This window comes from Sphingomonas sp. R-74633 (assembly GCF_013416555.1).
Taxonomy (GTDB): Bacteria; Pseudomonadota; Alphaproteobacteria; order Sphingomonadales; family Sphingomonadaceae; genus Sphingomonas.
In genome coordinates this window covers 132979-154498 of the sequence record NZ_JACCFG010000001.1, presented here as the reverse complement: position 1 = coordinate 154498, position 21520 = coordinate 132979, and the positions used below count along the sequence as shown (strand labels likewise).

The following is a 21520-nucleotide window of genomic DNA, read 5'->3' as shown; positions in this document are numbered from 1 at the left end:
CCTGAAGTCGCGTCAGTCGCGCAGGCAGGCCCAGGATCCAGCATCCATAAGTGCCCCGTTGCTGTTCCGATGCATCACATAATAGCCGAAGGGCCGCGCCGTGCCTTGCGAATCGATGATGATGTGCGCGCTGCCTTCCATCGTTCCCGTCGAGTTGCCGAGCGTGAAGCGCAGGACGTCCGTCCCTGGCATCAGGCTTGCAGTCACCATCGTTAGAGGAGTGCTGTACAGCACGGGAACATCAGTCATCGTAGCAACTTGACTGCTCTTGATCGCAATCTTGAAGTAATCCGGATATATGGTACTTACCGTACGGCAATGATAATAGCCATCATACGGATTTGAAGTATCGGCAACGGCGACCTTGAACTTTACCGTACCATATTCCCTGGCAGACACCGTGATCGCGAAAATGCCGGGCCGACTGAAATAGCCAGGCATCCAGGTGGCGATCCCCGACGCGTCTGTACGTACTTGGTCGGGCATGTTCAGCCCTGCATTCCGAAACCCGGTGAACGTCACCAACACATTCGACGCAATGGCACCGTCCGCGGTGGTGAGCCGTACCTGTAGCGGCCGCGCAAGCATGTTGCCTTGATCGACGCTTTGCGCATCGCCGGATTCGACGCGAATCGACCCACTCGAGGAAGTTGGCGTGGGAGTCGGCGTCGGGGTGGGAGTTGGCGTAGGCGTAGGCGTAGGCGCGGGCGTGGAGCTGCCGCTGCCGCTGCCGCTGCCGCAACCGGCAACCAATGTCAGGGCAATCAAACCGAAAGCGAAACCAGCGGCACGAGACATTGAGGCACCTTGTATTCTTATGGGTCGAGGCGAGCATCGCCCAGTCACCGACGGGTGCAGCGCCAGTCGCGCGGTCGGGGCTGAAGTCCGCCATCCTGCTGGGCAATCGTAAAACTGCCGGTCAGCCGCGCCGTCCCCTCTTCATCGATGACGATCGGGCTCCGATTGAACGCGACGCCGTAGAGCCCGCTCCCGATATAGCCAACGACCGTGTGCGCAGCGGGATCATAGGTCCCGGTAAAGTCATGATAGAGTAGCGGGTCGCGCGCTACGAGCGCATTGTTCAAGATCGTGAACTCGTGCGACCCGATCGACGGCGACTCGCCAGGGGTTGAATCACGGCCCTGATAGGTCGTGCAGTAATAGTTCCCGTCATAATCGTTCGGCGTGTCGTTCACCGTCACCGTGAAGCTCACCGAATTGTAGCCCGCTGCCGATGCGGTAATCGTATAGGCGCCCGGATTGCGGAACGCGCCTGGCACCCAGGTTGCCGTCCCTGCCGTGCTCGTCGCGACCAGTTCGGGGGCATTGAGGCCGTTGTTGCGCGTTGCAGTGAAAGTGACACCGACATTCTGGTCGGGCTGACCTGCTGCATTGGTAAGCCTGACCCGGAACGGAAGCCCGATATCACGATTCTGATCCACCGTCTGCCCGTTGCCCGATTCGATCGTCATCGTCGGAGCATCGGCAGACCGAGCGATGTTGTCGGCGCATAGTGCAACCGCCGGGATTGCCAGGATTGCTAGCGTTCGTAGATATCCGAGCATCGCATCCCCACCATTCTTCGCGAGCCGAAGACGCCGCCGTGACAAACACCCTACCTTTTTCCCGTGACTTCGCAATGACATGAATTGACTTTATCTACCCGATTCGGGTCCGCCTCTATGCTGAACGCTACTCGCTTCCGCGCCGGGAAGCCCCGCCGAGCCATGGTGGACTTGAAAGCCGTACATCCGTATCGCCCGCGCTATGACCAAGCGCGTCCTTGTCACCGGCTCCGCCGGCTTCATCGGCTTCCACACCGCCAGCAAGCTGATCCAGCGCGGCGCCACCGTGCTCGGCGTGGACAATTTCAGCGCCTACTACGACGTGGCACTCAAGGAAGCGCGCAACGACATACTGTCGAACCATCCGAACTTCCGCGTCGCCCGCGTTTCGATCGACGACATGGAGGCCTTTGGTGCAGAATGGGCTGAATTCCAGCCCGACATAGTGATCCACCTCGCCGCGCAGGCCGGCGTGCGCCACTCGATCGACAGCCCGGAATCCTATGTCGCGGCCAACCTGATCGGCACCTTCAATGTGCTCGAGCTGGCCCGCCGCCACAAGACCGGGCACCTGCTCGCCGCCTCGACCAGCTCGGTCTACGGCGCCAATACGGACATGCCATTCACCGAGACGCAGCGCACCGCCACGCCCTTGAGCTTCTACGCCGCCACCAAGGGCGCGACCGAGCTGATGGGCCACAGCTACGCGCATCTCTTCAAGACGCCGATGACCTTCTTCCGCTTCTTCACGGTCTATGGCCCCTGGGGCCGGCCGGACATGGCGCTGTTCAAGTTCACCAAGGCGACGCTCGCGGGCGAGCCGATCGACGTCTACAACAACGGCAACATGGTCCGCGACTTCACCTATGTGGAGGACCTCGCCGAATCGATCGTCCGCCTGACCGACGCGGTCCCCGGTGACACGCCGGTGGAAGGCGACAGCCTCTCCCCCGTCGCGCCCTTCCGCGTCGTCAATATCGGCGCCGGCCAGCAGACCCAACTGATGGACTATATCGGCGAGATCGAGCGTGCGCTCGGCAAGGAAGCGATCAAGAACTTCCTGCCGATGCAGCAAGGCGACGTGCCCGCCACCGAGGCCAGCTCCGCGCTGCTCAAGGCGCTCACCGGCTATGCGCCCACCACCCCGCCCAGCGCCGGCGTGCCCGCCTTCATCGATTGGTATCTGGCGCATTATCGAAACTGAAACCCCTGATCCGGCATGACGCGCGAGAGCGTGTTTCACCGGTAATGGGGTTTCTATGAGCATCGAATGGCCCGCCCACGGCCTCAAGCTTCAGGCACGGATCGAGGGCGGCACGGCGATCATCGGCCTGGTCGGCATGGGCTATGTCGGCCTGCCTCTCGCAGTTGCCTTTGGCGAAGCCGGTTGCCCGGTCCTCGCCTTCGACGTTGATCAGGCCAAGATCGACGCGCTCGAAGCCGGTGAGAGCTACATCAAGCATATCGATGCCGCGCGCATCGCACCGCTGGTCGAGAACGAGAAGCTGCGCGCCACCGCCGATCTCGGCCGGCTGGGCGAGGCCGATGTGGTGCTGATCTGCGTCCCCACCCCGCTCACCCGCCATCTCGAGCCCGACCTGAAATATGTCGAGAGCACGACCCGCGCGATCGCCAAGACGCTGCGCCGCGGCCAGCTGATCATCCTCGAATCGACCACCTATCCGGGCACGACGAAGGAAGTGATGCAGCCGATCCTCGAGGCCGAGGGGCTGATCGCCGGCAAGGACTTCTTCCTCGCCTATTCGCCCGAGCGCGAAGACCCCGGCAACCCGACCTTCTCGACCACCAAGATCCCCAAGGTCGTCGGCGCCGACGACACCGTCTCGGCAGACCTGGCGCTCGCGCTCTATCGCCATATCGTGCCCCAGGCGATCCAGGTCTCATCGGCCGCCACCGCCGAAGCGGTGAAGATCACCGAGAATGTGTTCCGCGCCGTCAACATCGCGCTGGTCAACGAGCTCAAGCTCATCTTCACTGCGATGGACATCGACGTGTGGGAAGTGATCGATGCGGCCAAGTCCAAGCCGTTCGGCTTCATGCCCTTCTATCCGGGCCCGGGCCTGGGCGGGCACTGCATCCCGATCGACCCCTTCTACCTCACCTGGAAGGCGCGCGAATATAACCAGCACACCAAGTTCATCGAGCTGGCCGGCCAGATCAACGCGGACATGCCGCAGCATGTCGTCCGGGTCCTCGCCGACACGATGGACGCCCGCTTCGGCCGCGGCCTGCGCGGGGCGCGCATCCTGGTGATGGGCGTCGCCTACAAGAAGAATGTCGAGGACATCCGCGAAAGCCCGTCGCTCCGCCTGATGGAGATGATCGAGGCGCGCGGCGCCATCGCCGATTTCCACGATCCGCACGTCGCCCAGATCGACAATACCCGCGAGCATCCGACGCTCAACTTCCGCAACGGCGTGGCGTGGGACGAGACGGAGGTCGCCAAGTACGACGCGGTGCTGATCGCCACTGATCACGACGCGGTCGACTATGCCGGCCTCGCGGCGTCGGCGAAGCTGATCGTCGACACCCGCAACGCCTGCGCCCGCGCCGGCGTCATATCGGACAATATCGTCCGCGCCTGAGCGCAGCGCTCTTTCGCGGCCCCGGCCCCGCTGATAGACACTGCGTCATGCCGGGCCCGGGCGACATCGATCCCTATGAGGTTCTCGGCCTCAGCCGCAAGGCGGACGATGTCGTGATCCGCGCCGCCTGGAAGGCGCTGATCCGCAAACATCATCCCGATTCGAGCGCCGCTGCCGACGCCGCGGAAACTGCCGCCAGGATCAATGCCGCTTTCAAACTGCTCATGACACCCGAGGCACGCAGGGCCTATGACCGCAGCGTGGCGGTCATGCCGACGCCCCCGCGCCATCCCTGGGCCAGGCCTGCGCCCAGCCCTCCGCGGCCGGTGCCGGCACCACGACGGCGCGGCCGGCGCTTACGCATCTTCGCCCTGGCGGGGATAACCGCTGCACTGATGGGCTGCGTGGCGTTCCTCGCCGTCGACAGCGACATCGCCCTCCCCGCGCCGGTGCAGCGCGCCGCCTATGGGATCGTCACCGATCCATCGATCTCACGCATGCGCACCAATGCCCGCCGTTTTCTCGGGCTCGATACGCCGCGTGCTTATGCGGCGGCGCCGTCCGGCCCGGTAGTCGACACAGCGCCGCCGCCGGTGGATGAGGCCGGCACCGCGACCACGGCCAAGAACCTTCTCGCGCTTTCCGCCCGCGACGGCGCAGCGGCCGCCACGGAGGCGCGAACCTGCATCGCCGAGACGCAAGCCAAGCCGGATTGGCAGCGGATGGACAATTGCGTGGCGTTGCATATCGCGGGGTTGGGCGCGGCCGATGGCGTGTTTGGTCCGCCGCAGCCCGATATGGACTATTTCAAGCAGGCCACGCTTGCCTTGCCCGAACGCTATGCCGTGCTGTCGGACGACAGCACCATGGTCGCTGCGAGGATCGAGACGATCCGCAAGATCGTATGGGCTGTGATGCTTCGCAGCCTTGAGGTCCAGCTTCGCGCAAGGCCCGTCACGCGGGGCGACTAGCTTCTCCGCGCCGCCTCTTGGAAGCGCCCCCTCCGCATCCCCACATATCGAGGCGAAACGGAGATTCGCATGACCGAATATCGCAAGACCCCCGAAGCCATCGCCGCGCTCTCGCCTGAAGAGTTCCGCGTCACCCAACAGAGCGGCACCGAGCGCCCCGGCACCGGCAAATATCTGAACAACAAGGAGGCGGGCATTTATGTCGATATCGTCTCCGGCGAGCCGCTGTTCGCCTCGACCGACAAATATGAATCCGGCTGCGGCTGGCCCAGCTTCACCCGGCCGATCGCCAATGTGACCGAGTTGCGCGACACCAGCCACGGCATGACCCGCACCGAAGTCCGCTCCGCCAATGGCGACAGCCATCTGGGGCATGTCTTCGACGATGGCCCGCGCGATCGCGGCGGGCTGCGCTACTGCATCAACTCCGCGTCGCTGCGCTTCGTCCCGCGGGCGCAGATGGAGGCCGAAGGCTATGGCGCCTGGCTCGATCAGGTCGAGCAGCCGGCCTGAGCTTGAAATGTAGGATTTCGTCTGATTGAGTCGAGCGGCCGGGATCACTCCCGGCCGTTCTTTGAAATCGGGAATAACACGCTTCGCGCATCGCGGAGGATGCCCCGCGCGCGCGTGAGTGTCGTGACTTTCGTGACTTTCGGCGGCTCAGCCGGGGCAGCGGCTCGTCATGAATTCGCGGATCGCCGGGGCGATGTCCTCGCGTTCCAGCGCCACGGCGATGTTCGCCTGGATGAAGCCGGCCTTGTCGCCGCAATCATAGCGCGTGCCCTCGAAGGTCACGCCGTGGAAGCGCTGGCCGCCGATCATCTGGGCCATGGCGTCGGTCAGCTGGATTTCGCCGCCGGCGCCCTTCCCCTGCTTCTCGAGCACCCGCATCACTTCGGGCTGCAGGATATAGCGGCCGATCACCGACAGGTTGGACGGCGCGGTGCCCGGGGCCGGCTTCTCGACCAGCCCCTTCACTTCGGTCAGCGACCCGTCGCGCGCGCCCGGCGTGATGATGCCGTAGCGGTGGGTCTGGTCGTCGGGAACGATCTCGGCGCAGATCAGGTTACCGCCCACCTTGTTATAGGCGTCGACCATCTGCTTCAGGCAACCAGGCTTGCCGAGCATGAAGTCATCGGCGAGCAGCACCGCGAAGGGCTCGTCGCCCACGATGTCGCGGGCGCACCACACGGCATGGCCCAGGCCCATCGGCTCCTGCTGGCGGACATAGGCGACTGCGCCAGGCTTGAGGCGCGTTGCGTCGAGGACCTCGAGCGACTTGCCGCGGGCGGACATCGTCGTCTCGAGCTCATAGGCGATGTCGAAATGGTCCTCGATCGCGCTCTTGCCGCGGCCGGTGACGAAGATCATCTGCTCGATCCCCGCCTCCAGCGCCTCGTCCACGGCGTACTGGATCAGCGGCCGATCGACGATCGGCAGCATCTCCTTGGGAAGCGCCTTGGTGGCCGGCAGGAAGCGCGTACCCAGGCCGCCAACGGGAAACACGGCCTTGCGCAGCGGCTTGATGGTCATCGAGTAAACGCCTCTCCAATGCAATCGGGCGGCCATAGCGGCGCGCCTTTGGTTTCGCAATTATGTCCCCTGTCGTAACCACATGGTGAGGGGACCGGGGTAAGGAGCCTGCATGACCGCAACTGGCAAGCGCATCCTTCTGATCTTCGGCACCAGGCCGGAGGCGATCAAGCTGTTCCCCGTCGTCCGTGCGCTCGCCGCGGTACCCGGGCTCGACGTACGCACCTGCGTCACTGCGCAACATCGCGGGCTGCTCGACCAGGTTCTCTCGATCGCCGGCCTCACGCCGGACGTCGATCTCGACCTGATGGAGCCGGGCCAGACGCTCGACCAGCTCACCGCCCGCCTGCTCATCGGCCTGGGCAAGGTGATGGATGACGAGAAGCCCGACCGGGTGATCGTCCAGGGCGACACCGCCACCGCGATGGTCGGCGCGCTTGCGGCCTATTACCGCAAGGTGCCGGTCAGCCATGTCGAGGCCGGGCTGCGCTCGGGCGACATCTACCAGCCCTGGCCCGAGGAAGTGAACCGCCGCATCGTTGCGCCGATCGCCGACCAGCATTTCGCGCCGACCGACACCGCCGCCGAGGCGCTGCGCCGCGAGAATATCGCGCCGGAAACGATCCACGTCACCGGCAACACGGTGATCGACGCCCTGCTCGCCACCCGTGCTCGCATCGAAGCGGATCCCGGGCTCGCCGCCGGACTCGATCCGATCGCTGCCCGCTTCGCCGGCAAGCGCATCGTCCTCGTCACCACGCATCGCCGCGAGAATTTCGGCGGCGGCATGGAGGATATCGCCCGCGCGCTCGGCCGCATCGCCGACCGCGACGATACCGCGATCCTGTTTCCGATGCACCCCAATCCCAATGTCGTCGCGGCGATGGACAAGCTGCTGGGGAACCGGCCCAACGTCGCCCGCATCGAGCCGCTCGACTATCCGCACTTCATCCGCGCGCTCGAGCTTTGCCATATCGTGCTCAGCGATTCGGGCGGCGTGCAGGAAGAAGCCCCTGCGCTCGGCAAGCCGGTGCTGGTGATGCGCGAGACGACCGAGCGCCCCGAGGGCGTCGCGGCGGGCACCGCCAAGCTGGTAGGCACCAGCCCGGAACGCATCGTTTCCGAAATCTCAACCCTCCTCGACGTGCCGTCCGCCTACTCGGCCATGGCCCGCGCCCACAATCCGTTCGGCGACGGCTTCGCCTCGGAACGGATCGCCACGATCGTCGAAAACAGCTTTCGCGGCTAGTTCGCCGCACTCATCTTGATGGCGCCATTCAAGCCGTTGGGAAAGAACCCGCCGCGATCGGTTGCGGAGCGCGTGCCGAACAAGATGTTGAGCACCTGCTCCGGCGCGCGCGCATAGGCAAGGCCATTGGCGCCGGTTGGCACGAGATTGCCAACTCCGTTCACGGCGCGCCCCCCCTGATCCTGGTCGCTAGCTCCATCCAAGCCGTCGCGCGCGCTGGAGATCGCCTCGGACTGGTCGATCAGCGGCGATGCCGCCGACGGCGTCCCGAGGCGCTGAAGCGTCGTGCGTATCATGCCGGCATGATACGCCTTGGCGCCGAGCACCCCGGCGATCCCGGCTCCTTCGGATGCCGCCAACCTCGCGATATATACCCCATGATACATGCTGACGCTGACATCCAGCAGGATGAACGTCGCCAGCAGGAGCGTCTCGGTCGTTTCATAGGGATTGAAGCTCCCAGTCGCGTCGACGATACCTGCCGCACGCGCGATCGTGGTGAAGCCGCCGGTTGCGCTGCTGCCAATATCGATCTGCGGCTGAGCGATCCTGCCGTTGAGGATCAGCTGGCGCAGAAGCATGACATGCGCCCGGCTGTGGCTGGCGAGTTCGACAACGTGCTGGGCGAGGAGACCGTCGAGCACGCCGCTGCTCGGCGCCTTGGCGCCACCGGTCACCGATCCCGGGACACCGGTACCAGTCAGCAGCGACGCGTCGAGCCCGGTTCCAGTGCTGGCAAAGGCGAAGAACTGGGCCTCCAGATAGGCGACGTTCAGCGCGAAATTCATATAGTCGGTCGTGTTGTAGTTCGACGTCGGCGTTGGAGTGGGCGTGGGCGTTGGCGTTGGCGTTGGCGTGGGACTGGGTGCCGGCGTGGGAGTCGGCGAGCTGCAGCCCGACAGCACCGCGCCTCCGACCAGTATCGAAGCTTCTCCTGCAAGTTTCAGGACGTTCCGGCGATTGCGCATCTCTGTGCCACTCATGCTGACAATCCTTCGGCTAGTTCGCATCACTGCGAACGAACCCGCCGTTCACACCCGCAGGGAAGAAACCGCCGGAGGACACCGCCGAAGCATTGAGGTAGAGAAGGTTGAGCGCCTGGGTCGGCGGGCGCGAGAAGATACGGCCCGAGGTATCGACGGGCGCGATGTTGCTTTCGGCCGGCGGCCCCTTGATCACGGCAATGCCCTGATCGTCGTCTGCCGTGCCATCGAGGCTGTCCCGTGCCGCCGAAAACTTCTCGGCGGCATCGATCAGTGCAAAGGTGATAATGCCACGCGCGTACAGGATCGAGCGGATCGCGGCGGCGTGATAGGCTTGGGCAGTCATGATCCCGACTGCCACGTCCAAGGCAGCACCGCGACCATCGAGCGACTGAAGAATACCGCGACTGGCAGTTACGCTCACGTCCGCGATGATGAAGGCTCCGATCAGGTAGTTATTTTCGGAGGCGTATGGATCGAAGACGCCACCGCTATCGTTGTCAGCGAGGCGCGCCAGCGCCGAAAACGCGTTGGCGCCGGTGCCGCCAATATCGATGGCGGGTTGCGCAATCGCAGAGCCTCCGAGTTGCGCCCGCAACGCCATGACATGGCCCAACTTGTCGGCGGCGATCTCTTTCGCATACGCTGCCAGATTGGCGTCGGTGAAGGTTACCTGACGCCCTCCAGTCGCCGCGCTGGCAGTGCCGGTGCCTGTCAGCAGATTCGCCGGAAGCCCGACTCCCGAAGTCGCGTAGCTGTGATACTGCGCCTCAAGATACTGCACGTTGAGCAGGAAGTTGATCAGATTGGTATCGGTGTACAGCGCCTGCGCCGTGGCCAGGCCCGCCGTAACCAGGCTGGCCAGGACAAGCGGAACCGCAAACAGCGCTTCGCGCCGCTCCAATCCTTTCGGATGAGCATTCGGCACGTGATCGCGGGGCGAAGCGACGGAGGTCATAATTTACGATCAAGCTCGTGATGATCCGGGAATGCTTTCACTTTCTCCCGATTCTAGCAAGCGGGCTCGAACATCGTCGATTGCCTTCGCGCCAATTCGCGTTTCCGAAATCTCAACGCTCCTCGGGCATGATCGCATTCCAATCGGCATGGCCCGCATAGCTGCGGCCCGGCCTCACGCGGATTGCGGGGATCGTCGCACATGGTTTCGGATTCTGAGCTCAAGGTCTGTGTTCTCGGCCTGGGCTATATCGGACTTCCCACAGCAGCGGTGATCGCACGCACCGGCGCGAAAGTGCTGGGCGTCGACGTCCACCAGTCGGTGGTCGACACGGTCAATTCGGGCAAGGTGCATATCGAGGAGATCGACCTGGACGGCCTGGTCTCCGGCGTCGTCGCGCGCGGCAGCCTGCGCGCCTCGCTCAATGTCGAGCCGGCGGACGTCTTCGTCATCGCCGTTCCCACTCCGTTCGGCGAGAATCACGCGCCCGACATCGGCTATGTCCTGAAGGCCGCGACCAATGTCGCGATCACGCTGAAGGCGGGCGACGTGGTGATCCTCGAATCCACTTCGCCGGTGGGCACCACTGAGAAGGTTGCCGAGCTGCTCGCCCAGCTCCGCCCCGACCTCAAGATCCCCGGCCATTGCACCGGCAGTGCCGACGTCGCCATCGCCTATTGCCCCGAGCGCGTGCTGCCCGGCCGCATCCTGGTCGAGCTGATCGACAATGACCGCGTCATCGGCGGCATCACCCCGCGCTGCGCCCGCAAGGCACTGCAATTCTACCGACGATTCGTGCGCGGCGCATGCGTCACCACCACGGCGAAGGCCGCGGAGATGACCAAGCTCACCGAAAACGCCTTCCGCGACGTCAACATCGCCTTCGCCAACGAGCTGAGCCTTGTCGCCGAGAAGATGGGTGTCGATGTGTGGGAAGTGATCCGCCTCGCCAACCGCCATCCGCGCGTCAACATCCTGTCGCCGGGCCCCGGCGTCGGCGGGCACTGCATCGCGGTCGACCCCTGGTTCCTGGTCAGCGCCGCGCCCGAGCAGACGCCGCTGATCCGCACCGCCCGCGAAGTGAATGACGGCAAGACCGATTATGTCATCGGGCACGCCACCGCGATGCTCGAGGCCAACCCGGCGGCCCGCGTCGCCTGCCTGGGCCTCGCCTTCAAGGCGAATATCGACGATTTCCGCGAGAGCCCCGCGCTCAAGGTCGCGCAAGCGCTGGCGCAGCGTTTTGGCGAGCGCATCCAGATCGTCGAGCCCTATGCCGACACCCTGCCCGCAGCCTTTGACGGCACCCGCGCCGGGCTGATCGACATCGACAGCGCGATCGAGAGCTGCGGCATCTTCGTGGTGCTAGTCGATCACGACGTGTTCAAGTCCGTCCCGCTCGACGAGCGTGCCGACAAGCAGGTCTATGACACCCGCGGCATCTGGCCCGATCAGCCGCGCGGCACTGCCGGCGAGCCACTCCGGCTGGCGAGCTGATCCACCGCCCTTAGTGGCGGACCAGGATCGACTGCCAGTCGCCGTCCAGCGGCTTGCCGCGATCGGCGATCAGCGCCGGCACCAGCGGGCGGTTGGACAGCTTCTCGATCTTGGCGGCTTCGGCCTCGAGCGTCGCCACTCGATCACGCCAGGCAGGGTGCGAGCGGCTGCGCAGGATGCCGCCCGCCTTGCTGGGTCCGAAATGCTTCCAGAATGCGACGGTCGCGCGGATCGGATAATCGGCGTTGGCGAGCAGGTAGATCGAAAGCAGGTCCGCCTGCACCTCGGTCTGGCGAAAATACTGCACATTGGCGCCAAATCCGGCGAGCAGCCCGTAATCGACCCCGCGCGCTTCCAGCCGGTCGCGGTGATGCAGGATGTTGTGCGAAAACTCATGCGCGATGACAGCAGCGAGCTGATCGTCGGAATAGTCGTCCAGAAAGCCGGAGCCAATCTGCACCATCGTGCCGTCCGCCGAGGCGCCAAAACCGCCATCGAGCTCGAGCTCGAAGCGCGACTTGCAGGCCGGCACCGGCACGAGCGTGACCCGAATCGGCGAACCGGCCCGAATCGCCTCGACTTCGATAGGCGCATCGGCAGGCAACGCAGCGATGGCGAGCTGCGCCGCCACCAGCTTGTCGGTGCTTCCCGGCTTTCCCGGCAATGCCGCGATATCGACGGTGCCGAGCCGCACCAGCGAATCATCGGCGTGCAGCCCGGCCCGCTCCGCGGGACCGTCCGGCAGCAGGCCTTCCACCGCGACCGGTGTGGCGAAGCGGAAATGCGCGCGTGCCGATTCGCGCGTGCCTGCGTCGAACTGGTCGAGCGTGTGCAACTGCAGGCCGACCCCCGCCTCGATCCGGTCACAGAGGCGTACATTGGCGGTCGCCAGCCGCCAGCCAATCCCGGCTACGCGCATATCGGCCGACCGCACCGCCTCAAGTAGAGAAGTGTCATCCGCCTGCGCGGGGCTGGCGACGAGCGCAGCGAGCGCTATAAAACCGGACATTGCGCCGCGCCGGCGACCGGGAAACAGAGAAAATGCGAGCATCATGCCCTGCTCCTACGCTTGTCCGGCGCCATCAACAAACCGCACCGGCGCGCGCAGGTGCGAATCGTCCGGGGCCGCATTGCGATTCGGGCGCCGCTTGCTGATTTTTGCGCCGCAACTCGCCCGGAACGGTGCAATCTAAACAAAACCGTCACAAAAAACCGCCTCTAACCATCGCGAAACACGCCCATTTTGGCTGAGAGACTTCATTAACCCCCTTGGCGATATTGGTGCACCGCGTTAAGGACGGCTCCGTAACCACTTGGTTCGGGTCGACCGAGTGCTAACGGGAGTTCGGACAAACCGAACCAAGTGTTGCGAATGGGTCACGGCGAGAACTTTCTCTCCGTAGCCAAAGTTTGAGGTGTTGCGGCAGCGCAAGTCCTGTGCCATAGGGCTGCCTGACGAGAGCACCAGAGCTCGAAAGAGGGAGAAAAAGAGTGTTCACTAAGCTTCTTACGGCTGCTGCTATCGCGTCGATGGCAACTGCTCCTGTTCTGGCCGCTCCGACGAGCGCTTCGAAGCTGTCGCTGTCGGGTGTTCGCACCGCGACCGCCAGCAAGAAGAAGAGCGATCTGGCTCCGGCCGTTCTGATCGGCGTTCTCGCCACTGTCGCCATCATCGGCGGCGCCGTGGTTCTCGCCGACAGCGACGACACGCCCGACAGCCCGTAGTATCGGACTGCCTAGGCAGAGTTTCGAAGTGGCGGCCTAACGGCCGCCACTTTTTTATGCCCAGCCTTCTTGGTGCCCAGTAGATGCCGTTCGATTGGTCTGGGTAACCCTTCGGTAAAGATGCGCCCCCGCGCCCGGAGCGCCAACGTGAAGCCGAGCACCCAACGGCCCGATGCACGATCGCCTTGACGGGCAACTTGTTTCCCAAGAGGTTACACGGCGCCGAGTTACCGCTATGACGGTGATCCAAAGGCATCTCTCGCTTACAAGCTCCATTGAAGCTTCCTATGATTTCTCAACTGTTCCGACGCAAAGCTGTATCCCGTGAACCGCAAGGCAGCATCCCACCCGGGAAGCGGATCTATGCGGTGGGCGACATCCATGGTCGCGCCGACCTGTTCGACACCTTGCTAGGCCTGATCGCACAGGACCATGTGAAGCGCGGCGGCAGCGAAGCTCTGCAGATCATCCTGCTTGGCGATCTGGTCGACCGCGGCCCCGATTCGGCGGGCGTGGTAGAGCGGGCGCTGCAACTGGAAACCGCGTCCGGGAACACGCGGTACCTGCTGGGTAATCACGAAGAGGTCTTCCTTAAGGCGCTGGGCGGCGACCTGAAGGCGCTCGCCTTTTTCTGCAAAATCGGCGGACGCGAAACCATTCTTAGCTATGGCATATCCGAGGAAGAATATCGGGCTGTCGACTATTCCGAACTGCTCGAGCTGCTGCGCACGCGGGTGCCGCCATCGCACCGCGCGTTCCTCCAGCGGTTCGAAGACCTGATCGTCCTTGGCGACTATGTCTTCGTCCATGCCGGGATTCGCCCCGGCACCTCGCTCGCGCAACAGCGGTCATCGGACCTGCGATGGATACGCGACGAATTCCTCGGATTCTTCGGTCCATTCGAAAAGATCGTCGTGCACGGACACACGATCACGTCGGAGGTCGAGATTCACCCTCATCGGATCGGCCTCGATACCGGCGCCTATGCCACGGGCTGCCTGACAGCCATGGGATTTCAGGGGACAGAGCGCTGGGTTCTGCAGACCGGCGCCTAACGCCAGAGGCCCGCAGCTGCAAGGGAAGCCCGGACGCCTCCCTTTATCTGGATCCGAAACCGCTCACGACGGTGTGCAGGGTCTTCGCGACGATCCACGCATCCAGCCACGGAGAAAAGTTCTTGATGTAGTAAAAGTCGTAGTGGAGCTTGTTCATCACCTGGTTCAACTCGACGACGTGCCCCTGATTGACCTGCGCCCAACCGGTAATGCCAGGCGGCACGATGTGGCGATATCGATAGAATGGCAGCTCGCTCTCATACCAGGTAGAAAGCTGCTGGGCTTCGGGCCGCGGGCCGATCCAGCTCATTTCGCCGCGCAGAATGTTGAGAATCTGCGGAAGCTCGTCGATCCGCGTCCGGCGCATGAACCGACCGAGCCGCGTGATGCGGGGATCGTTGTCCTTGGTCATCGCATCGCCCCGCGCATCTTCCACCGGTCGCGTTACCATCGTGCGGAACTTCGCGACGCGGAAGCGCTCCCCTCTATATCCGACACGGACCTGCCGGAAGAGCACAGGCCCTGGCGAGTCCAGCTTGATGAGTATAGCAACGATCACGAAGAACGGCATCAGCAGCAGGCCGACGACAACCGCCGACAGGAAATCGATCACCCGGCGCAAGCGCAGATAGCCCACGAACGGTATAAGCGAACCGAAGCTGTTTTCGGAGAGATGCTCGATCTCGACCTGACCCGTAAGCGATTCCTGCAATTGCTTCACATGAAGGACTGGCATGCCCTCCAGCGCGCAATCGGAAAGAAACGCCTCCCATTCATTCGGCAAGTCGGCCCGGAAGTCTGCGACGAGAAAGTCGTACTGCCCCTCGCTGCGCACGGGCTCGTGCAGCCAGGCGAGTTCCAGCGATGCGATCTCCGCGAGCTTGGCAACGCTGCCGAAGGGCACAATGCCGACACGCACTGGCGGGGCCCGCTCGATCATCAGTTGAACGACATACAGCCAGATCAGCGTGGCGCCCCCTGCGCCGAGCATGGCCGCGCGGCTATAGTCGAGACGTAACAGCAGGAAAATGAGGAAGGTCAGTCCGAAGCAAGTGAGAACGGAAGGAAACACGAAAAAGGCGCTGTGGATACCGGGATAGAGTGAGATGTTTCGGACGAGATACACGCTGGCCAAGGCCGCAACCGCCGCGCCCAGCGCGGTCTGCTGCGCCGACAATGTCTGGAGAAGGTTCGGATAGAAGAGCGCGAGAATGGCCATCGGCAGCACAACGCCGATCACCAGTGCGCCTCCCATCTGGAGCCGCATACGGTTCCAGATGCGCGACGCCACATAGCGATTATGATGCTTAGCTTGCAGTACCCGTGCCACCAATCTACCCTCTTCAGCCGGCCCTGCCGTTTTCCACCGCGTTTACGCGAAACCGAACCGCCTCATTCCGACCTTTAAGCGCGGCTCGTATCGGAGCCGCCCTCCATAGACAAGCAAGAGCCTGACGCTGCCGGAGAATCGGCGGAGTAAGTTCGACATTCGAACCGCTTGACCACCTCAGCCCGCAGCAAATCGTGATAGCGCACCGCGGCTTCGCTCCCTTCCGCCGGCGACCAGAACGAGACTTCCTTGGCGGCCGCGGGCTGGAACGGACCCTGCTTCACTTCGAACAGGATCGATCCGGCAGCAAGCGCAATCACCGTATGCCATTGGCCAGGGTCGAGCTCGACCCCAGCCCCATCCTGCGCGCTCGTACCAAACGGAACGCAATCCGACACGCGGCCCGCATCATCGAATGCAACGAGCGCGAACCGCCCCCTAACGGCGATCAGCAATTCGCGCTTGGGATCGGCACAATGCCGGTGAGGCCGGATGTAACTGTCGACGCAAATGGCATTGAACAGTCTCTGGACCGGCTCATCCAGGGTCGAATGGACATTATGATGCTGCCGGCGCCGGGGGGCGCCTTCCGCTCGCGCCACAAGGTCGTCGAGAAAGGCGGGAGAGAATTCAGCGAACCCCATGGCGCCCCTCGCCTAGTGCCTCGATCCAGCGCTCCAGCCGATCGACCAGGACCGTCCGATTGAACTCCTGGGCGCAGTAACGGCGGCCGCTCTCTCCCTGATGCCTTCGTTCTTCGGGGCTCAGGCGCATCAGTGCACGGACATTCTCGGCCAACGCTACCGGATCGCTCGCCGGGCCGACCACGCCGGCACCGGATTCGCGAATGACATTAGCGCCCTCGCCATCCAGCATGCCCAGCAAAGGCCTCCCCGAGGCCAGATAGCTCTGGACCTTGCCGGGAATGGTCATGCTCCAGATCGGGTCGTTCTTAAGCGACACGAGCAGGCAGTCGGCCCCATTGAAGAAGGACGGCATGCGTTCGAGCGGGAAGCGGCCGAGGAAGACGACTTTGTCCTCGAGGCCGCGCCTGGCGACATCGGCCTTCGCATCTTCCGCTGCGCGTCCGTCCCCCACCACGATCCAGCGCAATGCGGGCGTATCGCGCAGCGTGTCCGCTGCTGCGATGATCGCCGGAAAATCCTGCGCCTGGCCGATATTGCCCGCGAAAAGGATCTTGAAGTCGTCCGCATAGGGATCGAGCTCGGGCGCCAGCGCCTCCGCTGCGCCGTCCGCGTCGAACATCGCCTCCGCCCAACCCGGGAAGTAGCGGACCTTCTCCGTGCCGCCAGCATAGCGCTCGACATTGTCGAAAAAGGCCCTGGACTGCACGAGGATGCGATCGCACCTACGATAGATGAAGCGCACCAGCGCCCCCACCGCCCGCAGCGCACGAGGGGACTTGACCACGCCCACCGCGGAAAGCGTATCGGGCCACAGATCCAGCACCCACATCAGAACCGGGGTGCCTCGCCGCCAGCGCAACCAAAGCGCCGGCAATGCCGACGTGATCGGCGAGGTCTGGAAAACGAATATCGCGTCGAACTCGCGGCCACGCAGCTTGCGCGGGCCGAACGCCCAGCCGGAAACGACGAAGCTCAGATAGTTGGCGATGAGCTGAAGGCTGCGGCGCCCGCGCGGCACGACGGGAACCCGGAAGACCGGCGCCCCCTCGAATTCGGCAAACCGCTTCGGATCGGCGCGATAGTCGGGAAATATATGCCCGTCAGGGTAGTTGGGCTGCCCGGTGAGCACGATGACTTCATGCCCGCGCGCGATCAGCTCGTGCGCGAGGTCGTTGACGCGGAAATTCTCCGGCCAAAAATACTGGCTCAGGATGAGCAGGCGCATCGGTCGCCCTAATATGCCTTCCACACCGTACGCCGAACATAGTCGGTATAGCTGTGGATGATTCGCACGATCTTGGCCGAGACATTGGGCATCGAATAGTCCGCGACAAGCCGTAACCCGCGCCGGGTGCCGCGCGGTTGCGTGGCGAGAATCGCAAGCCCTTGCTCGACGCGCTCTATGTTGAGACCTACCATCATCACGGCCGCCTCCTCCATGCCCTCGGGGCGCTCATGCGCCTCGCGAAGGTTGAGTGCCGGGAAGTTGAGGATCGAGGATTCCTCGTTGATCGTTCCGCTATCCGACAGCACCGCCCTCGCCGATTTCTGAAGGCGCACATAATCGTGGAAACCAAGCGGCTTCATGAGGCGGACGAGCGGATGGAAGGTGGCGCCCGCGGCGTTGATCCGGTTCAGCGTACGCGGGTGCGTGGAGACGACCACCGGCAGCTGATGGCTCTCCGCCACTCGATTGAGGATATCGACGAGCCGGAAGAAGTTGGCATCGCTCTCGATGTTCTCCTCGCGATGGGCGCTGACCACGAAATACCCGTTCTCGGTCAGTTCGAGCCGGTCGAGCACGTCGGAAGCGTCGATCCGCTCCATATAATGGTGCAGCACCTCGAACATCGGACTGCCGGTCTTGATCACCAGATCGGGCGAGAGGCCCTCGCGCAGCAGGTATTCGCGCGCGATATCGCTGTAGGTGAGGTTCACGTCAGCGGTGTGATCGACGATGCGGCGGTTCGTCTCTTCGGGCACACGCGCGTCGAAGCATCGGTTACCCGCTTCCATGTGGAAGATCGGGATGTGCTGGCGCTTGGCGGGGATCACCGACAGGCAGCTATTGGTGTCGCCCAGCACGAGCAACGCGTCCGGCGCCACTTCGCGCAGCAGCGGATCCATCTTGATCAGGATGTTGCCGATGGTGGCCGAGGGAACGCCGGTTGCGGCATTCAGGAAATGGTCCGGCTTGCGGATGCCGAGGTCATCGAAGAATATCTGGCTCAACTCGTAGTCGTGGTTCTGGCCCGTATGGACCAGCACATGATCGCAAGTCTCGTCGAGCGCGGCAAGCACGCGCGACAGCCGGATGATCTCCGGCCGCGTGCCGACGACGGTCATGACCTTGAGCTTCTTCATGACAGCCTAAACCTTCATCGAAATGGTGTCGGGGCGAGCGCGATCGAAAATCTCGTTGGCCCAAAGCATGACAATGAGCTTGTCGTCGCCCACGTTGGTGATGTTGTGCGTCCAGCCGGGGATGGTCTCGACGATTAGCCCCTCGCCTCCGTGCGTAACCACTTCATGCCTCTCGCCGGTGACGATGTGTCGGAAGCCGAAATGGGCCTTGCCCTGGATCACCAGGAATTTTTCCGCCTTGGTGTGGTGATAATGATCGCCCCGGGTCACGCCGGGATGCGCGATGAAATAGGAGAATTGGCCGCTATCGACCGTCTTCAGCATTTCGACAAATTCGCCGCGCGGGTCCTCGCGGCCATACACCGGGACGGAATAGCTGAAATCTTCCGGAGGAAGATAGCTGAGATAGGTCGAATGGAGCGCTCGCTCCAGGCCCGTCCCGACCGGCGGCGTGGTCAACGTGTCACGGCTCTCGCGAAAGCCCCGGATCCTGTCGGCCACTTCGCCGACCGTAATGCGATAGATCGGTTCGACCTCGCGCAAGCCCGAACACTGGGGCGGATTCGCGAGCAGGCCGAGAAAGGCATCGACCACGTCATCGATATAGACGAGCTGCAGCGGGGCGACAGGGTCGTGGATCGTGATCGGCTTGCCCCGGGCTATATTGTGGCAGAAGGTCGCCACCGCCGAATTATAGTCCGGCCGCGCCCATTTCCCGAACACGTTGGGCAACCGGAAAATATGGATGGAAGCACCCAGGGCCTCGCCGAGCCGCAACAAAGCGTCCTCCGCCTCGCGCTTGCTTGTGCCGTAGGCATGATCGGCTGCCACCTGGATGGTCGAGGCGTAAACGAACGGTGCGGCGTTTCCCGCCTCGCGAAAAGCCTCGCACAGCGTTTCGGTGAAGCCGGTGTTTCCCGTGGCGAACTCGTCCGGGTCCTGCGGCCGGTTGACCCCCGCCAGGTGGAAAACGAACTCCGCCCGGCTCGCGGCATCGGCGATCTCGGCGGCGTCCGGACTGCGTCCCATTCGAATGACGTTGTGTACGCCGAGCTCCGCCAAGCGGACGCACAGATTGCGCCCAATGAAGCCGCCTGCACCAGTGACGAGGATCGTGCTCACTATACCACCTCGCTATCGGCGTCCTCACCCACCTGCACCCGCTGAATGAAGGTGAGCTTGGCTAGGAGCGCCTTCATTCCCGCGACATCGAGCTGGTGCGTGTTGTGCGAGTTATATTCCTCGCCCTGACCGAGGCGCGCTTCGCCCTGCTCGACGAACTTCTCGTAGTTGAGGTCTCGGCCATCGGGCGGCACGCGATAATAGTCGCCCAGATCCTCGGCCTGCGCCATTTCCTCTCGGCTGAGCAGCGACTCGTGCAGCTTCTCACCGTGGCGGGTGCCGATGACGCGAATCGGATGCTCCTTCTTACCCAGCATTTCGCGAAGCGCCTGGGCGAGCGTGTCGACCGTTGCGGCTGGCGCCTTTTGCACGAAGATGTCGCCGTTGCGACCGTTCTGGAATGCGTAGAGCACCAGTTCCACGGCGTCGTCGAGCGTCATCATGAAACGGGTCATCGACTTGTCGGTGATCGTGATCGGCTTGCCGTTGCGAATCTGATCGACGAACAGCGGGATCACCGAACCACGCGAGGCCATGACGTTGCCGTAGCGCGTGCCGCAGATCACCGTGCCAGTGCCCTCGAGGTTGCGCGACGAGGCGACCATGACCTTTTCCATCATCGCCTTGGAAATGCCCATGGCGTTGATCGGATAGACGGCCTTGTCGGTGCTGAGACAGACGACGCGCTTTACGGCGTTGGCGATGGCGGCCTCGAGCACGTTCTCCGTGCCCAGGACGTTGGTCTTGACCGCTTCGATCGGGTGGAACTCGCAGGAGGGGACCTGCTTCAGCGCGGCTGCGTGAAAGATGAAGTCCACGCCGCGAACCGCGTGCGCGACCGAACGATAATCGCGGACGTCACCGATGTAGAACTTCAACTTGGAGTTGTTGAAGTGCTTGCGCATGTCGTCCTGCTTCTTCTCGTCGCGGCTGAAGATGCGGATCTCCGCCAAATCAGAGTCGACGAAGCGGCGAAGCACCGCATTGCCAAAGGACCCGGTGCCCCCGGTGATCAGCAGGCTCTTCCCAGCAAACATAGTTCGATCCCATTTTTTCCGATTGAGCCGTGGGCCGCACCGGTCAGCTCCAGGCAGCGCTGCTGCCATACGGACAGACCGGAAAAGCGCCCCCTACCCTGTGTGCGCCACTCGCTGGACAATCGCTTCCCTCGCATCCGGCGACGGATAGTTGATCAGGACGGCGCGATACTGCCCCTTGAACACGAAAAGACTTCCCGCCACCGCTCCGACGACACCAACGGCATCGATCAGCGCGGCGATATCGTCCAGCGAGCCACATCCCCCCAGGAAGCTGATCGGCACGTTCACGCGCTCGCGCAGTTGCCGGGCGAGGTTGAGGTCATATCCCGACATCGTTCCGTCGCGCTCGATCACGTTCATCACGATCTCGCCCGCTCCCGCGCGCGCAGCGGCCTCGGCGAATTCCAGCGCGCCAAGGCCCGCCTTACGAGTGCCGTTGTGCGTATAGACGTCGTAGCCCCCACCCAGCATGCGCTTGCGGACATCGATAACCACGACCACGCTCTGGCGCCCGATTTCAGCCGCGATCTCCTCTACCAGCGCTAGCGACTGCACCGCCGCCGCGCTAAGGGCGACCTTCTCCACGCCGAGACTAATGATGCGCGAGGCCTGCTCCGCGGTCGTGATCCCGCCACCATAGCAGAGCGGCATCCGGCATTCAGCGGCGAGGTGGGAAATCATCCGATAGTCAGGCTCGACACCGTTCTTGGTCGCGTCGATGTCGAGGACGACCAGTTCGTCCGATTCCTTCTCGTTGAAAATGCGAACGGCATTGATGGGGTCCCCGACATACTTCGGGTCCTTGAACTTGACGGTCTTTACCAAGCCGCCTTCGTGCACGAGCAGGCAGGGGATGATCCGGGGCCGCAGCATGA

At 63.5% G+C, this 21520-nt stretch carries 21 protein-coding genes; 8 read left to right on the top strand and 13 right to left on the bottom strand.

The features are described from left to right. Positions 1-12 precede the first annotated feature (12 nt). Both HZY97_RS00655 and HZY97_RS00650 read right to left on the bottom strand, forming a co-directional pair. Positions 13-798, bottom strand: a complete 786-nt coding sequence (locus HZY97_RS00655) for a hypothetical protein (protein WP_180139394.1) — start codon at positions 796-798, stop codon at positions 13-15. A gap of 44 nt (positions 799-842) precedes the next feature. Then, on the bottom strand, positions 843-1472 hold the full coding sequence (locus tag HZY97_RS00650) for a hypothetical protein (RefSeq protein WP_180139391.1): 630 nt from the start codon (positions 1470-1472) through the stop codon (positions 843-845). Positions 1473-1767: 295 nt separating this feature from the next. On the opposite strand from HZY97_RS00650, the gene HZY97_RS00645 reads away from it, so the two are divergent. The 4 genes from HZY97_RS00645 to msrB all read left to right on the top strand — a co-directional run bounded on the left by HZY97_RS00645 (position 1768) and on the right by msrB (position 5655). Continuing rightward, entirely contained in the window at positions 1768-2769 is a 1002-nt protein-coding gene (locus tag HZY97_RS00645) for an NAD-dependent epimerase/dehydratase family protein (protein WP_180139388.1), read from the top strand. Positions 2770-2824: 55 nt separating this feature from the next. Continuing rightward, positions 2825-4171 carry a nucleotide sugar dehydrogenase gene (locus tag HZY97_RS00640; RefSeq protein ID WP_180139385.1) on the top strand — a complete coding sequence of 449 codons (1347 nt, stop codon included), beginning with the start codon at positions 2825-2827 and terminating at the stop codon, positions 4169-4171. A 47-nt stretch (positions 4172-4218) separates the two neighbouring features. After that, on the top strand, positions 4219-5142 hold the full coding sequence (locus HZY97_RS00635; RefSeq protein WP_180139382.1) for a J domain-containing protein: 924 nt from the start codon (positions 4219-4221) through the stop codon (positions 5140-5142). Between the two features lie 69 nt (positions 5143-5211). Continuing rightward, complete coding sequence (msrB, locus tag HZY97_RS00630; protein WP_180139378.1) at positions 5212-5655, top strand: peptide-methionine (R)-S-oxide reductase MsrB; 444 nt, start codon at positions 5212-5214, stop codon at positions 5653-5655. Positions 5656-5802: 147 nt separating this feature from the next. Here the strand turns inward: msrB and galU are convergent, their stop codons facing one another. Further along, positions 5803-6675 (bottom strand): UTP--glucose-1-phosphate uridylyltransferase GalU, encoded by an 873-nt coding sequence (galU, locus tag HZY97_RS00625; RefSeq protein WP_180139369.1) that lies wholly within the window; start codon positions 6673-6675, stop codon positions 5803-5805. A gap of 112 nt (positions 6676-6787) precedes the next feature. Between galU and wecB (HZY97_RS00620) the strand changes: the two genes are divergently transcribed. Beyond that, a complete protein-coding gene (gene wecB, locus HZY97_RS00620) occupies positions 6788-7924 on the top strand; it encodes a non-hydrolyzing UDP-N-acetylglucosamine 2-epimerase (protein ID WP_180139348.1) in 1137 nt (378 codons plus the stop codon). Here the strand turns inward: wecB (HZY97_RS00620) and HZY97_RS00615 are convergent. Both HZY97_RS00615 and HZY97_RS00610 read right to left on the bottom strand, forming a co-directional pair. Continuing rightward, complete coding sequence (locus HZY97_RS00615; protein ID WP_257214832.1) at positions 7921-8907, bottom strand: ferritin-like domain-containing protein; 987 nt, start codon at positions 8905-8907, stop codon at positions 7921-7923. The two genes, wecB (HZY97_RS00620) and HZY97_RS00615, sit on opposite strands and share 4 nt — an antisense overlap. A gap of 16 nt (positions 8908-8923) precedes the next feature. Continuing rightward, positions 8924-9865, bottom strand: coding sequence for a ferritin-like domain-containing protein (locus HZY97_RS00610; RefSeq protein ID WP_180139342.1), 942 nt, complete (start codon positions 9863-9865; stop codon positions 8924-8926). A gap of 201 nt (positions 9866-10066) precedes the next feature. On the opposite strand from HZY97_RS00610, the gene wecC reads away from it, so the two are divergent. Continuing rightward, complete coding sequence (wecC, locus tag HZY97_RS00605) at positions 10067-11362, top strand: UDP-N-acetyl-D-mannosamine dehydrogenase (RefSeq protein ID WP_180139340.1); 1296 nt, start codon at positions 10067-10069, stop codon at positions 11360-11362. A gap of 10 nt (positions 11363-11372) precedes the next feature. On the opposite strand, the gene HZY97_RS00600 is transcribed toward wecC, so the two are convergent. Further along, positions 11373-12371: a M48 family metallopeptidase gene (locus HZY97_RS00600; protein WP_180139338.1), complete on the bottom strand. Its 999-nt coding sequence runs from the start codon at positions 12369-12371 to the stop codon at positions 11373-11375. A gap of 482 nt (positions 12372-12853) precedes the next feature. Here HZY97_RS00600 and HZY97_RS00595 point away from each other — a divergent pair, with 482 nt between their 5' ends. Together HZY97_RS00595 and HZY97_RS00590 are read left to right on the top strand one after the other, a co-directional pair. Then, a complete protein-coding gene (locus tag HZY97_RS00595) occupies positions 12854-13087 on the top strand; it encodes a hypothetical protein (RefSeq protein WP_180139337.1) in 234 nt (77 codons plus the stop codon). A 368-nt stretch (positions 13088-13455) separates the two neighbouring features. After that, positions 13456-14142: a metallophosphoesterase gene (locus HZY97_RS00590; protein WP_373684241.1), complete on the top strand. Its 687-nt coding sequence runs from the start codon at positions 13456-13458 to the stop codon at positions 14140-14142. 43 nt (positions 14143-14185) lie between these two features. On the opposite strand, the gene HZY97_RS21105 is transcribed toward HZY97_RS00590, so the two are convergent. The 7 genes from HZY97_RS21105 to HZY97_RS00555 form a co-directional block, all read right to left on the bottom strand. Continuing rightward, entirely contained in the window at positions 14186-15472 is a 1287-nt protein-coding gene (locus HZY97_RS21105; protein WP_180139332.1) for a sugar transferase, read from the bottom strand. Between the two features lie 74 nt (positions 15473-15546). Continuing rightward, positions 15547-16116, bottom strand: coding sequence for a WbuC family cupin fold metalloprotein (locus HZY97_RS00580; RefSeq protein WP_180139330.1), 570 nt, complete (start codon positions 16114-16116; stop codon positions 15547-15549). Then, positions 16103-17344, bottom strand: a complete 1242-nt coding sequence (locus HZY97_RS00575; protein WP_180139327.1) for a glycosyltransferase family 4 protein — start codon at positions 17342-17344, stop codon at positions 16103-16105. Before HZY97_RS00575 ends, HZY97_RS00580 begins: the two co-directional genes overlap by 14 nt. Positions 17345-17352: 8 nt before the next feature. After that, positions 17353-18483, bottom strand: a complete 1131-nt coding sequence (gene wecB / locus HZY97_RS00570; RefSeq protein WP_180139324.1) for a non-hydrolyzing UDP-N-acetylglucosamine 2-epimerase — start codon at positions 18481-18483, stop codon at positions 17353-17355. Between the two features lie 6 nt (positions 18484-18489). Next, positions 18490-19605 (bottom strand): NAD-dependent epimerase/dehydratase family protein, encoded by a 1116-nt coding sequence (locus tag HZY97_RS00565; RefSeq protein ID WP_180139321.1) that lies wholly within the window; start codon positions 19603-19605, stop codon positions 18490-18492. Then, complete coding sequence (locus HZY97_RS00560) at positions 19605-20642, bottom strand: polysaccharide biosynthesis protein (protein ID WP_180139318.1); 1038 nt, start codon at positions 20640-20642, stop codon at positions 19605-19607. The genes HZY97_RS00565 and HZY97_RS00560 overlap by 1 nt, the downstream gene beginning before the upstream one ends. Before the next feature lie 93 nt (positions 20643-20735). Next, on the bottom strand, positions 20736-21518 hold the full coding sequence (locus HZY97_RS00555) for an AglZ/HisF2 family acetamidino modification protein (RefSeq protein WP_180139315.1): 783 nt from the start codon (positions 21516-21518) through the stop codon (positions 20736-20738). Between the last annotated feature and the right edge of the window lie 2 nt (positions 21519-21520).

Excerpts from the sequence above, each read along its gene's own strand:
- HZY97_RS00575 (WP_180139327.1), bottom strand. The coding sequence starts at position 17,344 with ATGCGCCTGCTCATCCTGAGCCAGTATTTTTGGCCGGAGAATTTCCGC.
- HZY97_RS00610 (WP_180139342.1), bottom strand. The coding sequence starts at position 9,865 with ATGACCTCCGTCGCTTCGCCCCGCGATCACGTGCCGAATGCTCATCCG.
- wecB (WP_180139348.1), top strand. The coding sequence starts at position 6,788 with ATGACCGCAACTGGCAAGCGCATCCTTCTGATCTTCGGCACCAGGCCG.
- HZY97_RS00560 (WP_180139318.1), bottom strand. The coding sequence starts at position 20,642 with ATGTTTGCTGGGAAGAGCCTGCTGATCACCGGGGGCACCGGGTCCTTT.
- wecB (WP_180139324.1), bottom strand. The coding sequence starts at position 18,483 with ATGAAGAAGCTCAAGGTCATGACCGTCGTCGGCACGCGGCCGGAGATC.
- HZY97_RS00555 (WP_180139315.1), bottom strand. The coding sequence starts at position 21,518 with ATGCTGCGGCCCCGGATCATCCCCTGCCTGCTCGTGCACGAAGGCGGC.
- HZY97_RS00650 (WP_180139391.1), bottom strand. The coding sequence starts at position 1,472 with ATGACGATCGAATCGGGCAACGGGCAGACGGTGGATCAGAATCGTGAT.
- HZY97_RS00655 (WP_180139394.1), bottom strand. The coding sequence starts at position 798 with ATGTCTCGTGCCGCTGGTTTCGCTTTCGGTTTGATTGCCCTGACATTG.
- HZY97_RS00640 (WP_180139385.1), top strand. The coding sequence starts at position 2,825 with ATGAGCATCGAATGGCCCGCCCACGGCCTCAAGCTTCAGGCACGGATC.
- HZY97_RS00600 (WP_180139338.1), bottom strand. The coding sequence starts at position 12,371 with ATGTCCGGTTTTATAGCGCTCGCTGCGCTCGTCGCCAGCCCCGCGCAG.
- HZY97_RS00645 (WP_180139388.1), top strand. The coding sequence starts at position 1,768 with ATGACCAAGCGCGTCCTTGTCACCGGCTCCGCCGGCTTCATCGGCTTC.
- wecC (WP_180139340.1), top strand. The coding sequence starts at position 10,067 with ATGGTTTCGGATTCTGAGCTCAAGGTCTGTGTTCTCGGCCTGGGCTAT.
- HZY97_RS00615 (WP_257214832.1), bottom strand. The coding sequence starts at position 8,907 with ATGAGTGGCACAGAGATGCGCAATCGCCGGAACGTCCTGAAACTTGCA.
- msrB (WP_180139378.1), top strand. The coding sequence starts at position 5,212 with ATGACCGAATATCGCAAGACCCCCGAAGCCATCGCCGCGCTCTCGCCT.
- HZY97_RS00635 (WP_180139382.1), top strand. The coding sequence starts at position 4,219 with ATGCCGGGCCCGGGCGACATCGATCCCTATGAGGTTCTCGGCCTCAGC.
- galU (WP_180139369.1), bottom strand. The coding sequence starts at position 6,675 with ATGACCATCAAGCCGCTGCGCAAGGCCGTGTTTCCCGTTGGCGGCCTG.
- HZY97_RS00580 (WP_180139330.1), bottom strand. The coding sequence starts at position 16,116 with ATGGGGTTCGCTGAATTCTCTCCCGCCTTTCTCGACGACCTTGTGGCG.